Here is a 15908-nt window from a genome sequence, read left to right on the forward strand (position 1 = left end):
GGCCTCCTTGAGGTGCGCTGCCCGACAGCACCGTTGATCGCCTCTCATTCTCTTAACCCCTCAAAAGCCGGCCCCCTCCCTCCAGAACTCGCCCACCCAGCCGAAATAAAGGCTACAGCCGGCACAGATCGGCCTGCGGGCACCTGACCCTCGCGATAATGCATGCGCGAGGCCGCCTTCAAGCAGAGGGAGCTGTATCGACCACGGCCACAGAGGCTCTCGTGATAATGACTGGCCTATTCAAGAAGCTTCGAAAACTCGTCACCCCGCCCCTGGATAACCCAAGGCTGCTCAAGGCACAGTACATCGCGCTGGCTCGTCAGTTGCCGCTGATGTATTTCATCCTGATCGTGAACACCTGGGCGCTGGTCATGACCCACCTGGACAATGCGCCAGACTGGCTGGCCTTCTACATCCCGGTGGCCATGACCCTGATCTGCGGCATCCGCGGCGGCATGTGGTGGCGCATGCGCCATCATCCGCCGGCACCGGAGCTGATCGCCCGCGCGCTGGTGCGGACCAATCTGCTGGCGCCACCGATTGCCACGGCCTTTACCTTCTGGTCACTGGCCCTGTTCCCCTATGGCGATATCTATGCGCAATCCCACGTCGCCTTCTACATGGCGATCACCGTCATCGGCGTGATCTTCAGCATGATGCACCTGCGCCCGGCCGCGCAGAGCACGGCGCTGATCGTCAACGTGGTGTTCGTGGTGTTCTTCTCCAGCATGGGCAACACCGCCTTCACGGCCACCGCGCTGAACGTGCTGCTGGTGTCCATGACCATGCTGGTGATCCTCAACAACCACTACCGCGCCTTTACCCGGCTGGTCGACGCCCAGGCCAAGGCCGAGCAGTTGAGTGACGAAAACCTCAAGCTGGCGAACGAGGACAGCCTGACCGGGCTGCCCAACCGCCGGCAGTTCTTCAGCACCCTGGACCGCGAGATGGCCAACGCCGAGGCCAATGGTTCACGGCTGGCGGTGGGTATCATCGACCTCGACGGCTTCAAGCCGGTCAACGACCAGTTCGGCCACAGCGTCGGCGACCGCCTGCTGGCCCAGGTCGGCCAGCGCCTGAACGGCCTGCTGGAAGACGGCATGCACCTGGCGCGCCTGGGCGGTGACGAGTTCGCGCTGATCCTGGCCAACGACGCCAATGACCAGGCCCTGGCCGCCTTCGGCCAGCGGGTCTGCGAGGCCCTGGCCACGCCGTTCCTGCTCACCGACCTGCCGGTGCAGATCGGCGGCTCCCTGGGCATGGCGACCTTCCCGGACATGGCGACCAATGCCATCGAGGCGTTCGAGTACGCCGACTACGCGCTCTATCACAGCAAACGCACCAACCGCGGTGCGCTGTCGATGTTCACCGCCTGCCACCACCAGCAACTGTTGCACGAAGGCGTGACGGAGCAGGCCCTGCGCCGGGCGGACATCGAGCAGGAATTCCACCTGGTGTTCCAGCCGGTGATCGACCTGCGCACTCAACGCACCGTGTCCTTCGAGGCCCTGGCGCGCTGGCAGAGCCCCAAGCTGGGCGATGTCTCGCCCTACCGGTTCATCCCGGTGGCCGAGCGGATCGGCCTGATCAACCGCCTGACCCCGCCCCTGCTGCGCAAGGCGCTGGCAACCGCCAACGGCTGGCCGGCCGACATTCGCCTGTCGTTCAACCTCTCGGCCCACGACTGCGCGTCGGACGAAGTGGCGCAGCAGATCGTCGAAGTGATCGTGGCGAGCGGTTTCGATCCCCGGCGACTGGACCTGGAAATCACCGAGACGGCGACCATGCAGGACATCGTCCAGGTGCAGCGCACCATCGACGGCTTCCGCCGGCTGGGTTGCGGCATTTCCCTCGACGACTTCGGCACCGGCTACTCCAGCCTCAGCCAGTTGCACTCGCTGGCCTTCACCAAGATCAAGATCGATCGCAGCTTCGTCACCGGCTTGCATGAAAAGCCGGCCAGCTACAAGATCGTCAAATCGCTGGTGGCGCTGAGCCTGGACATGCAGCTCGATTGCATTGTCGAAGGCGTGGAAACCCAGCCTGAACTGGATGCCCTGGCCAGCCTGGGCTGCTCGCTGGTACAGGGTTACTACTATTCCAGACCGATGTCGCCGGCATCGGTCGAGGCCTGGCTCGACCAGGAAAATACGACGGAACGTGCACAGTGCTGAATCCCGACCGCAGGACCCTGATCGACCGGCTTGCCGCCGCCCCCGACGATGTTGCGGTGCGCGCCGCGCTCTATCGCGACCTGCTCGACACCGCCGATGTGGCCCTGGATGGTTTGCGGCTCGCCGCCGGCCTGGGCGATCCGGCCGCCCTGACGGTGATTGCCGGGTTGCACGCCAAACCGCATGCCAACCGGCCCAGGGCCTGGCTGCCGCAGTTGCGCGGGCTGCCGGTCGACCGCCTGGAACTGGGCGATGCCGAACCGGACTGGCTGGATGCCCTGGCCGGACTGCCACTGCGCACGCTGGTGCTCGACGGCCCGAACTTCAGCTGCGACCAGGAGCTCTGGCGCCGCCTGCCCGCCCTGGCCCTGGAGACGCTGGAGATCAGCGGCTTTTCCCGCTCGGACAACGAGACCTGCCTACCGCCAGTCGAGCGGTTGCGCCGGCTGAAACTGCAAACCTACGGTGATGACTTCGACGACGCGTTCCTCCGGCAACTCGGCGACAGTGCGCTGCAGGAACTGTCGCTGAACCGTTGCGATGAGATCACCGACGACGGTCTGCTCGCGCTATCGCGCCTGCCGTTGCGCTCCCTGGAACTGGAGCGCATCGAACAACTCACTTCCCGCGGCATGGCCCATCTGTCCAGACACCCACTCGAACATCTGTCCCTCGGCTGGGGCCGTCTCGCCATACTGGAGGACGCCAGTTGGCTGCGCAGCCTGACGGCCTTGCGTTCGTTGAGCCTCGACTACTGCTATGCGAACGAGGCCACCCTGCAGGCGATTCGCGATCTGCCGATCGAGCGGCTGTCACTGCAGTGCGCTTATATCAGCGATGAGGACCTGGCCGAACTGGAAGGCATGCCGCTCGCCGATCTGGATCTGAAGGCGTCCCAAGTGATGATCGAGCGGCTGGACACACTGCACGCCTTCCCGCTCAAGCGGCTGGGGCTCTGCGATGTGCAGGGCATCGGTGCGGACGCCCTGGGCGACTTGCGTGGCCTGGCGTTGGAGTCGCTGGACCTTTCCCTGAACGAAGTCACCCACAAGGAACTGAAACAACTGGCGGGCCTGCCGCTGAAAAGGCTGAAGCTCAACTTCTGCAATGGCGTGGACGGCAAGGCGCTGCGGACGCTGGCCGAACTGGGCCTGCCGCTGGAAGCACTGGAGATCGGCGGTCTGGACCTGCGCGACGCCGACCTCGCCTGCCTGCGCGACCTGCCCTTGAAGCACCTCGACCTGTATGACAGCCCCTGGCTCACGGATGCCGGCGTCGCCCATCTTGCCCGCCTGCCGTTACGCAGCCTGACGCTCACGGCAAGCCCGGGGGAGTCGCGGATCACCTCGGCCGTGGTACCTACGCTGGAGCAATTGCCGCTGCAAAAATTGTCGTTGCAGAACTGCTCCGGGATCGATGCCGACGGTTGGGATCGTCTGGCCAGGCTGCCGGCGCGCGTCATCGGACCTGGCATCTGAAGCTGCGCCAGTCTCCAGCAGGCGCCGCAAGGGAGTGCGGTCAACCACGCAGCAACTGAGGTACAGTTGCCGTCCTTTAGCCATACCCTTGCGCCTGCCGTGAGACCCTCTGGGCGCCAGGTAAAGGAGCTTCAGCGCATGACGCTTCACATCCCGACCCTGCTCATCGTGTCGGTGCTCATTTTCTGCGTGATGGGCCTGTTGACCCTGCACGCCTGGAGCCGTGAAACCCGCGAACGACCGCTCGCCTACCTGGCCGGCACGATGCTGCTGGCGTCGCTGGGCATGGTGCTGGTGAGCCTGCGGGGCATGGGCATCGACTTCGTGCCCCTGGTGCTGGGCAATGTCGTGCTGTTGCTGAGCGCCGCGATGAACTGGACGGCGATGCGGATACTGGCCGGACGGGCGCCGTCGCTGCCAGGCATGCTGGCCGGTGCGGGGGCCTGGCTGGCCCTGTGCCTGATACCCGCCTTCATGGAGTCGCTGAGCATACGGGTCACCGCCTACTCGCTGCTGACCGCCGTCTACGGATCGGTTACGGTGCTGGAGTTCTGGCGCAGCCAGAAAAGTCTCGAAGTCTCCTACCTGCCAGCCTTTTTCCTGACCCTGCTGCACACGGTGTTCTATTACATCCGGGCCTTCTACGACACCGGCATGGGGCTCGAACAGGCGCTGACCGGTGTCGGCAAGGGCACCTCGTTTTTCTCGTTCCTGCTGTTCGAGGCCATGGTCTACGTGATCGGCATCGCCTACATGACCCTGGCGATGGTCAAGGAACGCGCCGAACTGCGCTTCAAGGCGGCCGCCTACAGCGATGCCCTGACCGGTGTCGGCAACCGCCGGGCGTTCATGGACCGTGGAGCTCGCCGGCTGGAGGCCTGCCAGCGGCGCGGTACGGTAATGGCGCTGCTGCTTTGCGACCTCGACCATTTCAAGCGACTGAACGACACCTTCGGCCATGCCGTGGGAGACCAGGCGCTGATCGCCTTCAGCCGGGTCATGGGCCGCGCGTTGCACGAGAAGGACGTGTTCGGACGCATTGGCGGGGAAGAATTCGCCTGTCTGCTGGAAAGCGACGAGGCGGCGGCCGTCGACGTGGCGGAACGCATCCGTCGCGAGTTTGCCGCGTTGACCTTGCTGGAGCCGGGCCTGCTCAGCGTAAGCATCGGGGTGGTGACGACACGGGAAAACGGCTACGAACTGTCACGGTTGCTGTCACTGGCGGACGAGGCGCTGTATGGCGCCAAGGGCAAGGGGCGTAACCGCGTGGAAGTCGCCATGAGCAGCGCCGCAGACTGATCGGTTCAGTGACCGGATTGAGCGTTTTTGAGCATGATTTGCCGGCGCTGGCGGGACGACTCCCTTTCCTTCGCCTGAAGTTTTCTAGAAATTCCAGTGCGCTTGTGCCTGACCATTCGGGTGACTATCTTCGATTTCGACTTCGGGTGAGCAAGGTGCTCCCCTCTTCAAACACATCCTCCTGAACCCCAAGGCCAACGGCCTGCGTAAGATTTCGAAATCTGATCGTTCAGGAAACCGTTTGACCTGCGCTCCCGGATACCCGCAAATGCAGCACAAGGAACGTCACGAGGAAAAGGCATGAGCAACCAACCTGCTGGTCTGAGCTCACCTCCCGAAGGATATGGCGACTGGCTGGCTGATCTCAAAGGTCGCATCCATACCGCTCAACAGCGCGCCACGCTGGCAGTCAATCGTGAACTGGTGCTGCTCTACTGGCAGATCGGCCACGAGATCCTGACCCGGCAGGTCCAGGAGGGTTGGGGGGCCAAGGTCATAGAGCGCCTGGCGCAGGATCTGCGCACTGCCTTTCCCGACATGAAAGGGTTTTCGCCCCGCAACCTCAAATACATGCGCGCATTTGCCGAAGCGTGGCCGGACACGGAATTTGTGCAAGAGGTGCTTGCACAATTACCCTGGTATCACCAGTTAGCGCTGCTGGACAAGTTGCCCGGCCCAGAGACTCGTCGCTGGTACGCAGCCAAAGCCATCGAGCACAACTGGTCGCGCAACATTCTGGTGATGCAGATCGAATCCCGCCTGCTGGAGCGTAGCGGCAACGCTGCCAGCAATTTCGAAAACCATCTACCCAAGCCCCACTCCGATCTGGCCCGCGAATCGCTGAAAGATCCTTACCGCTTCGACTTCCTCGGCCTGACCGCCGATGCCCAAGAGCGCGAGATTGAAAGTGCCCTCATCAAACACGTCACCGAATTCCTGCTGGAACTGGGTGCGGGATTCGCCTTCGTCGGCAAACAAGTGTTGCTGGATGTCGGCGGAGACGAGTTCTTCATTGATCTGCTGTTCTATCACCTGAAGCTGCGTTGCTACGTGGTGATCGAGCTCAAGGCTGGCAAATTCAAACCTGGGCATTTGGGTCAATTGAGCTTTTACCTGACAGCAGTAGATGCCCAACTCAAACATCCCCAGGACGCACCAACCATCGGCCTACTGCTATGCAAAAGCAAGAATAAGGTCGTGGCTGAATACGCTCTGCGAGATAGTGCCCTCCCCATCGGAGTGGCCGAGTATCAGCTGGTGGAGTCCCTGCCAGCCGAGCTGCAAACCAGCCTACCCAGTATCGAACAGATCGAGCGTGAGCTGGCAGGGAATGACGCGAGTTAGCTGATCACGGATCAGTCCTGGTCTGCCCTCTCGGGCTCTTTCGCGGATAAATGCTGCGCCCCCGGAGCGCACATCGGACAGGTGTCTGGCGCGGTCTCTGTAGGAGCCGGCGGTGCGGCGATCCGACTTGCCCGCGAATGGGCCCTCAAGACTTGTTCGCCAGCCTGGAAACGCCACGCTCTCAGGGATAGCTGAACTTGCGCACCAGCGTCAGCTCGCCCGGCGCACGCATCGGGACGATGAACGATTCCATCTTCTCGTTCACCGTACCCTCTTCCGTGATCAGCGTGATCTTCGCCGTGGTCAGGGCCTGCACGGCGTTTTCCTGGCCACCGTCCCCGTCGTCATCGCTGCGATAGCCGCCGCCGTAGTAGTTCACGTAAATCAGGTACTGGCCCTTGATCGGCGCCGGCATGGAGAAGATTTCCGGGCCGTAGCCGGTGGTGACGTCGACGTCCAGCGAGCCGCCGTTGGGCGCCGTGCGGTCGCCGTACCAGATGTGCGCGCCGTCTGGCGTGACCACGTGCAGGTCGAGGTCGGTGTGGTCGCTGTCCCAGGACAGCAGGATGCGCAGCTTGGCCTTGGTCGCGCCACCGGCGTTGAGAAACTGCACGCGCTTGCGCTGCTGGCCGTCAGGGCTGCGCACTTCAACGCTGTTGGTGCCGTTGGGGAACGCGAACGGCCGGTCGAAGTTGCCCGAGGCATCGAGCTTGAGCGGCATGCTCACGCCATTGACGATCAGGTTGCCCGGCTCGCGGGCATTCTTCGGCGTGCCCTTGATCTGGCCCATGATTCGCGCCGTGTCGGCCTGGCCCAGTGGCGTGTTGACCGACGAGGCCGGGTAGTTGACGGTCTGGCTGTAGTTTTCGCCGTCCGACGAACCCTGGCGCCAGCCACCCCGCGGGGTGTCGAGCTTGATGTCGGCATGGGCCGTGCCCAGCACCGCCAAGGTGGCGAGGAACAGGGCTAGGGTGGGGATACGCAATGTCATGGCCTATTCCAGTAACAGGTGGCGGGCAAGCCCTTCGATGTAGTCTTCGTCCTGGCCGTTCGGGTGGGCCTCGAACGCCAGGTGCAGGTATTCATGGGTCAGGTCGAGGCGGTCCTGCTGGGTCAGCACGCCGCGCACGTAGATGCGCTGGCGCTCGCGATCGACATAGGGCCGGCCGAACGCCACGCGGCAGACGGCGAAGCGGCTCAGTTCGTTATAGCCGACCTCCCGGTCCAGCCGCTGGCGCCAGACGCGACGCTGCTTGAGCAGCCACTCCTGGGCCGCCGGCAGGGGCTCGCAGGACGCCACCGGGTTGTCCCAGCGGCTCAGGCTCGCCCGTGGATAGGCGTGCTGGAGGATCTGGTCGTAGCGCGCGCCGTTGTTGGCCTGCTCCACCGCCTGCTGCCAGGACAGCTTGTCCGGGCCGGGCTGGTCGGAGTGGTAGGTCACCGGGCTGCCGGCCAGCACCAGGTCGCTGGTCCAGGCGGCGATGGCACGTGTTTCGGCCGTGGCCGGTCGCGGCGCCACGCGCTGGCGGCTGCTGCTGTCGTCGATGCTCAGGCAGTCGCCGCTGCGCCCGGCGTTCTGCAACAGGTAACTGCGGATCGCCACGGCCAGGGCCTTGGCCGCCTCGGCCGGTTCGCTCCTGGCCTCGCGCTGCAACACCCGGGCGACGTACTCCTCACGATCGAGCCGGGCCACCAGTTGTGGCTGGCCGGCGTTCTTCAACAGGAACAGTTCGCCCGTGCTTTCGATGTCCAGCTGGTTGCCGTTGGCGAAGTCGACCCGGTAGCGGCCTTGCAGGCCCCCCTCCGCGGCCGCCTGCCCATCCACACGGCTGACGCCCTTGAGCGGGTAGCGCGAGAACAGCTCGACCTGCACGCAACGCCCGGCGTCTTCCGCCTGCGGTGCCGGCAGGAAACCGCCGAGCACGTCCGAGTAGTGTCGCAACACCATCTGGCTGGTGCCGCGGCCACCGGCCCAGAGCGGCGTGCCGTCCGCCAGCCAGCCGGCGAAACCGCCCTGGCGCGACTGCGGGTCCTGGTCGCCGAGCCAGCTCCAGGTCTTGACCCGCAGCCGCCCACCCAACACCGCCACGGCCTGGCCGTCGGCGGCGTTGAGCACCACGTCGAGCAGCAGCCGACGCGCCGCGTCCTGGGCCGGCAGCGTACGCAGCGCCTCCAGCAGTTGTGCCACGGGGACGCGGGTCTGCGGCTGCAGGTGGTCGAGGCTCTGCAGCCAGGCGGGAGCCTGGCGGGCCTGCCAGTAGTCGCGCCACCGGCCGGCATCGAGGCTCAGCCGCTTGGGGTCGAAGTACAACCCACAGGAACGGACCAGCGCCGCATCGCGGGCGATGTTGCCGCCCGGCGTGCAGCAATAGACTTCCTCGTGATCCTGGCCGTGGCAATCGTAGGCCGGCTCCTGCTGGTCGGTATCGACCAGCCAGGCATAGACGAACAGCTTCCACAGGCTGCCCAGCGGGGTTTGCAGGTCCGCCGGCAACGGTTCGCGGCTGAGCACCTGCGTGGTGTTCAACTGCACCAGCTCATAACCGCCAGCGGTTTTCCAGGCCAGGCGCAACGGCGCCTCCTCTGCCGTCGCCAGCAGAGGAAGAAGGCACAGCACCAGCCAGGTCAGCGGACGGCTCATGTCATTGAACCGTGACTTGTCCAAGGGCCGCCTTCTGCTCCTGGGCCTGGTGCTCCGGCGCATAGATCTGACTGAAGCGCGCCGGCGGCAGCTTGAACTGGCCCTTCTGCGAGAAGCGCAGCAGATGACGCACGCGCACCTCGCCGTTGAGGCTGTTGACCGGCACCCCGTAGGCCATCTGCCCCGGTTCGAAATGCGCCTTCTCCAGCGGCGTGGCTTCCTCGCCGGCCAGCCCGGCCAGGTTGACGCCCCAGGTGGTGCGCTCGACATCCGCCCCCGGCGGCAGCGGCAGTTCGAGCATGCCGTAACGCACCGGCTTGGCTGCCTTGCTGGTGAGGATCACTTCGTCCAGGTACAGGCTGTCGCTGGACAGCGGCTTGTCGCCCACGGCCTTGAGGCTGAAGGTATTGGGCTCATCGTCCGGCACCAGTTCCAGCAGGCGGCGCCTGATCTGCACCGGCAGGTCGGCGGCGGCCTTGCCCTGGCTGAGGTAGCTCAGGCTGGCGCGCAACGGACGCTCCTGGGCACCGCTCAGGGTCAGCACGCTCGGCACGCCCTGGCCTTGCCACTGCCAGTAGGCCTCGCCGGTGCTGCCCTGGCGGACCTGCCAGCCTTCGCCCGGAGTCAGGCTGACCATTTTCGGGGTCTGCTCGACGCTGCGTTGCAGCCAGGTCAGGGCCAGCGCACGCTCCAGGGTGGATTGCTGCGGCAGCAGACGCTGCAACAATTCCTGGGCCTGCTCGGCATTGAACGGCTTGAGCGACAGGTTCAGGGCGGTGGCGAACGGCTGCGAGCTGGCGCCCAGGCGCTGTTCGGCGGCCGGCAGTTGCCGGCTGAACGCGTCCGGCAAGGCGACCTTGCTCTGGCGCGCCAGTGCCGCGGTCAGTACCCGCGCGCTGGCCAGGCCCAGGGCCGAGTCCGGTGCGCCCATCACCACGCTGTCTTCACCATCATCCAGCAGGTTGGCGTCGGCACCCTCGCCGGCTTTCGCCAGTTCGTCCATCAGGCCGCTGAGCAGGGTGTTGACCGGCAGTTGCATGTCCCTGGCAAACGACAGCACCAGCGCCCGTTGCAGCAACGGCGTAGCGGAAGCCTGCTTGGCGTAGACGTCCAGCACCCGCTGCCAATGCTCCGGCGGCAGGCTCACGCCCAGGGCCTTGCTGGCGTACCAGTCGGCGTAATAGGCGTAGCCGGTGAGGAAGGCATCCGGCGTGACGTCCTCGCCCCACCAGGTGAACCAGGCATCGGGACCGGCCATCGAGACCAGGCGCAGGCGGCTGTTCTGCAGGATCAGGCGCAGGCGATCGCGGATCTGCGCGTTACCCGACAGCGCCGGGTAGGCGATGCTCAGCGGCAGCAACTGGCTGGCGGTCTGCTCGACACCACCGTAGGGGTAGCCGAGCAGGTCGTCGAGGCTGGCGCGGAACAGCGCCTGCGGGCTGTCGTCGAGGCGCAGGCGAATGTCGCTGGCATCGGCCGGCAGGCTCAGCGGGGTATCGCCGCTGGCCACGCTGAGGCTCTGGCTCTGGGTCACCTGCCAGCCGTCGGCGACCGCGGTGAGACGTACGGCCAGGGTGTCCTGGGCCTTGCCGTTCTGTTGCAGTTCGGCGGTCCAGTCGCCACTGCCGAGGGCGATCGCCGGCAGCGGGATGTAGTTGATGCCCTTGTTCAGCGACAGCGGCAGGCGTTGTTCCTGGCCGGCGTAGCGGATCAGCAGTTCGGCCTTGGCCGGCTTGTCGTCCTGGCTGAAGGCGAACAGGCCGAGCTTGGGCTGGTCGCCGTTGCGGAAGTGGGTCGGGCCGCTCCATTTCAGGTACAGCGGCTTGTCGGAACGGATGAACTGGTTGCGCTGGCCTACCTGCCCGGCATCGGAAATGGCCCGGGCGGTGATGCGCCAGCGGGTCAGGGAGTCCGGCATGCGGAAGGTGAAGCGCACCTTGCCGTTGGCGTCGGTGACCAGTTCCGGCTGCCAGGCGGCGGTGTCGACGTCTTCACGACGCGGCCGCTCCAGCACCTTCACGCCGCGTTCGCTGCGGTTGGCCTTGCCCGGCGCACCGGGGCTGCCCGGCAGGGCCACGTCGTAGCTGATGAACGACAGGCTGGCGCTGGTGCGCACGTTGTTGCGCCGTGGGTGGTAGAAGAACTGGTCGATGCTCGGCGCCACTTCCGGCTGCAGGGCATAGATCATTTCATCCACCACGCTGACGGTCAGGTGCGCCGGGATCGGCTTGCCGGCGAACTGGGTGGTCAGGTCCACCGAGACGGTGTCGCCCGGCTGGTAGCTGTCCTTGTCGGTGGCGATGGCCACGTCGATCTGCGGCGTGGCGACCTTGAGGCCGGCGTTCTGGAAGCTGTACTCGCCGCCCTTGGTGTAGAGCACCGAGAAAGTCAGGTTGGGGGCGAAGTTGTCCTTCACCGGAATCCGCGCGCGGTACTGGTTGGCGCTGATCTTCTCCAGGCGCAGCCAGTCGGCCCCCTTGGACAGCAGCGCGGTGGCCTCGACCTTGTCGCGCTCAAGAGACAGCAGCGCGTCGTTGACCGGCTCCGGGAAGGTGATAAGCGCCAGGGCTTCGTCACCGGCGTGGTACTCGGGCTTGTCGAGCAGGATCTCCACGGTGCCGGGCACGGCCTTGACGCCATCGCCGGTCACCGAGTGGCCGGTGGCGCCAAGGATGCGTTCGTGTTCGTCCTTGAGCGACAGGTTGTAGGTGCCGGGACGGTCGAACGTGAGGCTGAAACCCTTGTCGCCGGCCGCGAGCTTGCCGCCACCGGTGGACTGGTCTTCCAGGCGTACCCAGCTGTAGCTGCTCGGCTTGCTGGCGTTGGCCGGCTCCACGGCGGACTCGTTGGCGTAGCTGAACGCGACCTTCTCGCCGCTGGCACTGAAGCGCTGCGGGGCCGACAGGCTGTAGCGCGACGCGCCACGCTCGATGAGGATTTCCTTGGTGGTCTTGACCCGATACGCCGCACCATCGCTGGCGAACACGGTGAGCATGTAGCGGCTGGGCTTCTCCGCCGCCGGCAGGTCGAGCACGGCCTGGCCCTTGTCGTCAGTGGTCAGCTCGGCGCTGCTCAGTTCCACCGGGAATTGCCCGAGGTATTGCAGCTCGTTGTCGACCATCGACAGTTGCTGGGCACGCAGGGTCAGTTGCACACGGGCATCGACCACCGGCTTGCCGTCCGGGTACAGCAGTTGCAGCTTGCCCTTGACCGGCTCGCCGGTACGGAAGTCCTGCTTGGCCAGGTCCAGGGAGATTTCGAAGTGCGGCTTGATGTACTCGGCGACGCGGAAGGCGCTGCTGTAGGTCTGGTCACGGTAGCTGAAACGCAGCTCGTAACCGCCGGCCACGGCGTTGTCGGGCAGTTGGAAACGGCCCTGGGTACCGGCCTTGCCGTCCAGGTTCAGGTCCAGGGTCTGCAGCATGGTGCCGGTGGCATCGAGCACGCTGACCCGCACCGGCGCACCGGTCGGGTTGACCGAGTCGCGGGCGTTCTTGAATTCGCGACCGACGATCTTCAGCGACACCCAGTCCCCCGGCCGGTACAGCGGCCGGTCAGTGAAGGCGTAGAGCTTGGTGTCGTAGATTTCGCTGTCGTAGTAGAAGTTCTCGGAGACGAACACCCCGCCCTCGTCATCCTCGCCGATCATGAACGAGCGCTCGGGGCTGACGTGCTTGAGGCGCAACAGGCCCTCGGCATCGGTCTCGCCGCTGCTCATCACGCCCAGGCCATCGGTCCACAGCACCTTGACCTTGGGCACCGAGCTGCCTTCGTGCTTGCGTGCGGCCCACACCAGCAGTTCGTCGCCGGCGATCTTGCTCACCGCCACGGTGTTGGAGACGAACACCACGGTGGTCGCGCGGTATTTGCCGACCAGCGCCTCGACCAGGTACAGGCCCGGCTTGAGCTTGCCCAGCGGGATATAGACGTTACCCGGTGCGACGCTGATGAACTGGCTGGAGGACCCGGCCAGGTCGACGCCCTTGGGTGGTTGGATCGGCTTGGCGTCCCACAGCGGGTAGCGGAACTGGCTGACCAGTGGCAGGCCCGGCAACGGCGCGTATTGCGGCGGGTTGTCATATTGGGTCGGCCGGTTGATGACGTCGCCCATCTTCAGTTCCGGCACCTCCTCGGTCACCTGCTTGCGCGACTCGTAGGAGAACGCCCGCTGCATCACCCGACGGGACTTGCGGTACCAGTTGTCCCACAGGTAGGCCAGGGTATTGGACAGCCCCTCGCCCTTGAACTGGCCATCGCTGACCACCCGGTGCAGGTTTTTCTGGCGCTTGAGAAACTCCAGCGGCTGGTCGATGCGGTACACGCGGATGTCCGCTCCACCGTACGGTTCCATGCGGAAACGCCGGTAGTCGCGGCCCGGTGCTTCCAGGCGGACCAGCGCCTGCTCGTCGCTGGCGAAGCTGCTGTCGGCGAGCAGGAAGAAGCTTTCGCCGGCAATCGGCGTGTAGTTGCTCGGCGGCACCGAGTCATCGGCGGCACCAGCGGTGACCGGCAACAGCACGGCCAGGGCGAAAACCATTCGGGATAACAGACGCATCATGGAAGACCCGTTCATCGAGAGAGGAAGTTCAGCCGGTAGACGCCGATGAAGTTGGGGTTCGTTGCATCGGGTATCCATCGGGTGTCCTTCCATGTCATGAGTTGCTGCACGCTGGCGGAGCGCATGCCGTTGTCGGTGGGGGTGGTGGTGCCGGTGTGATAGGCGATGTTGCGGCCCATCCAGATCATCAGATGCTGATCGTCGCCCTGGTCGAAGAACAGCAGGTCGCCGGGCCGCGCCTGGTTGAGGTCGCGGCTGACCAGCTGGCTGTTGAACTGGATCAGCTTGATCGCATTGACGTACGGACCGACCTTGCCGCCGCCCTGCTGCCACTGCTGGGCCAGCTTGCGCTGGCTGTCACTGAGGCTCAGCTCGGGCGGCAGGTAGCGGTTGGACAGGCCATTGGCCCGCAGCCACTTGTCATCGTGTTTCTTCAACGCTTCGTTGGCGGCGAAGCGCACCAGGCCGGCGCAGTCCTGCTGGTACCAGCGCGGGCTCGGCCCCTGGGTCAGTTGCTCCTGGGCGATGCGCACGAACCAGGCGCGGAACACCTGGGACTGCTCGACATCCAGGGCCGGCGTTTCGACGGCGAACGCCGACGTGCCGAACACCAGGTTCAGCAGCGCCAGCACGCCCAGGGCCTTGGACAGACGAATCACATCGCCCGCCATTGCAGCGGCAGCCACTGCCAGTGACCGTCAGGCTCGGTGCCTTCGGGCAGGGTCAGGGCGTATTTGCCGAAGCCGGCGAGCTTCTGCAGTTTGGGCAGCAGGTGAGTCTGCGCGGCGTTGCGAAATACCGGTTCCATGTCCTGGGGCAGGCTGTCGAGGGTCTCCTGCTTCATCAGTTGCGCCAGGGAGTCCGGGCCCAGGTAGACCGGCGTCAGCGCATCCTGGGGCACCACGTCCGCCAATGGCGGGAAGTGCTTGTCGAGGGTGCCGAGGGCCTTGTCCACCAGCTTGTCGTCCAGGGAGAACAACAGGGTCGAGCCGTGCCGTGCCAGGCTCACGCGGAAGAAGGCGCGGCCGGTGATGGCGTCGGGGTTCTCGGCTTCCTGGGCGGCGTACTGGCCAAAGGTCGAGCTGACCACGCGCTTCCACTGGTGCAGGCTGTCCTTGTTCTGTTCGTCGATCGGGAACAGTCCCCCTTCGACGTTGCTTTCCCGGGTGCCGACCATGGAGCCGAACAGCTTGCCGAGGTCGGCATCGAGGCTGTCGTTGTCCTTGTTCAGGTTCGCCACCAGCAGCGGCGTGTACAGGCGTGAATCGGCATACCAGCACAGGCCGGCGGCACCGCTCATGTGTTCGGTGAGTTTCTGCGCGGTGGCCGCATCGGCGCCGAGCTTGACCAGCAGCGGCTGTTGCTGCTCGGCCGCCAGCGGCAGGGCGACGCAGGCGCTGGCACCGACCGGCATGGCCTGCCAGATCGGTTTGAAGTCGAAGTCGGCGGACTTGTCCTGTTCGTCGAGCGCGAGGAAGCTGTGCCAGCCCTTGTCGTCCATGTCCAGGCGCAGGCCGGCGAAGCTGGGGATAAAGCGCTGATAACCCATGGCCAGGACGCTGGAGGCCACCGAGATACGCTGCTTGACGGTCGCTTCACGGGGTTTGAGGCCGAACGCCTCGGGGAACAGCTTGTCGCCCCCCAGCAGCGCGGCCAGGGCCTGGCTCGACACCTCGCCGGGCGCCACTTCGCTGTCATCGCTGGTCTGCTCGTAGAGGCGATCCGGGTTGGACAGCACCACCAGCTTGTCGCCACGGGAGGCGAACAGCAGCGCCTTGCTGGCGTTGTAGGCCAGGCGGTAGAGCGCCACGTTGTCGCCGGCGACCTTCAACTCGCCGACCTTGCTCAACTGGGTGTCGTCGAGGGCGACATGGGCCAGCGGTTCGAGCAGCTTGGCCAGGCCACCACGGTCCATCACCAGCAGGAAGTCCTTGAGACGGCCATCGGTGCCACGCCACAGGGCGATGTCGGCCGGCTGGTCGAACAGTTGCTCGATCAGGTTGTCCTGCAGCTTGAGGTCGTGCTCGTAGATGATCCGCCGCAGGCTGCCGATCAGGCCCAGGCGATCGCCATGGCTCTCGTAGTAGAAGACGAAGTCCTCGGTGAGGGTGTCGCGCAGGAACGGCACGCTGAGCAGGTCCTTGGGCAACTGGCTCAGCGACGCGGTTTCCAGCAACGCGTCCGGGCGGCTGACGCCGAGTTTTTCCAGGGCCAGTTCCGGCACCGGGGCAACCGACTTGTGCTGGAAAAACCAGCCCAGGCCGCCGACCACCGCACCGGTCACGCACAGCCCGAGCACCAGGCCCAGCCAGCGGCGCGAACCGGCAGTTGGAGGAGTGGCCGGCGCGGCGGCGGCCGGGGAAGCAGTGTTATCGCTCATGTTCGCAAAGCCCATTCATCCGTGGAGCGGGATG

The 15908-nt window shown here is 65.4% G+C and carries 9 protein-coding genes; 4 read left to right on the forward strand and 5 right to left on the reverse strand.

Features of this window, described 5'->3' with window-relative positions; translation table 11 throughout:
- Positions 1–227 precede the first annotated feature (227 nt).
- The 4 genes from ACMGT0_RS28075 (at position 228) to ACMGT0_RS28090 (ending at position 6295) form a co-directional block, all read left to right on the forward strand.
- Complete coding sequence (locus ACMGT0_RS28075) at positions 228–2174, forward strand: putative bifunctional diguanylate cyclase/phosphodiesterase (protein ID WP_416770656.1); 1947 nt, start codon at positions 228–230, stop codon at positions 2172–2174.
- The gene (locus ACMGT0_RS28080; protein WP_416770658.1) at positions 2168–3652 is read left to right on the forward strand and encodes a leucine-rich repeat domain-containing protein; all 1485 of its coding nucleotides are present in this window, start codon (positions 2168–2170) and stop codon (positions 3650–3652) included. The genes ACMGT0_RS28075 and ACMGT0_RS28080 overlap by 7 nt, the downstream gene beginning before the upstream one ends.
- Positions 3653–3790: 138 nt before the next feature.
- Positions 3791–4951 (forward strand): diguanylate cyclase, encoded by a 1161-nt coding sequence (locus ACMGT0_RS28085; protein WP_416770659.1) that lies wholly within the window; start codon positions 3791–3793, stop codon positions 4949–4951.
- 300 nt (positions 4952–5251) lie between these two features.
- Positions 5252–6295, forward strand: coding sequence for a PDDEXK nuclease domain-containing protein (locus ACMGT0_RS28090; RefSeq protein WP_416770660.1), 1044 nt, complete (start codon positions 5252–5254; stop codon positions 6293–6295).
- 181 nt (positions 6296–6476) lie between these two features.
- On the opposite strand, the gene ACMGT0_RS28095 is transcribed toward ACMGT0_RS28090, so the two are convergent.
- The 5 genes from ACMGT0_RS28095 to ACMGT0_RS28115 are packed head-to-tail and all read right to left on the reverse strand — an operon-like array spanning position 6477 to position 15874.
- Complete coding sequence (locus tag ACMGT0_RS28095) at positions 6477–7286, reverse strand: YfaP family protein (protein ID WP_273824147.1); 810 nt, start codon at positions 7284–7286, stop codon at positions 6477–6479.
- A gap of 3 nt (positions 7287–7289) precedes the next feature.
- Positions 7290–8936: a DUF2300 domain-containing protein gene (locus ACMGT0_RS28100; protein WP_416770661.1), complete on the reverse strand. Its 1647-nt coding sequence runs from the start codon at positions 8934–8936 to the stop codon at positions 7290–7292.
- A 1-nt stretch (position 8937) separates the two neighbouring features.
- Positions 8938–13509 (reverse strand): alpha-2-macroglobulin family protein, encoded by a 4572-nt coding sequence (locus ACMGT0_RS28105; RefSeq protein ID WP_416770662.1) that lies wholly within the window; start codon positions 13507–13509, stop codon positions 8938–8940.
- Positions 13506–14165, reverse strand: coding sequence for a DUF1175 domain-containing protein (locus ACMGT0_RS28110; protein WP_054057977.1), 660 nt, complete (start codon positions 14163–14165; stop codon positions 13506–13508). The genes ACMGT0_RS28105 and ACMGT0_RS28110 overlap by 4 nt, the downstream gene beginning before the upstream one ends.
- Positions 14150–15874: a DUF2138 domain-containing protein gene (locus ACMGT0_RS28115; protein WP_416770663.1), complete on the reverse strand. Its 1725-nt coding sequence runs from the start codon at positions 15872–15874 to the stop codon at positions 14150–14152. Before ACMGT0_RS28115 ends, ACMGT0_RS28110 begins: the two co-directional genes overlap by 16 nt.
- Positions 15875–15908: the final 34 nt, after the last annotated feature.

It is taken from the genome of Pseudomonas sp. RHF3.3-3, assembly GCF_048069595.1.
Lineage (GTDB): Bacteria > Pseudomonadota > Gammaproteobacteria > Pseudomonadales > Pseudomonadaceae > Aquipseudomonas > Aquipseudomonas fuscovaginae_B.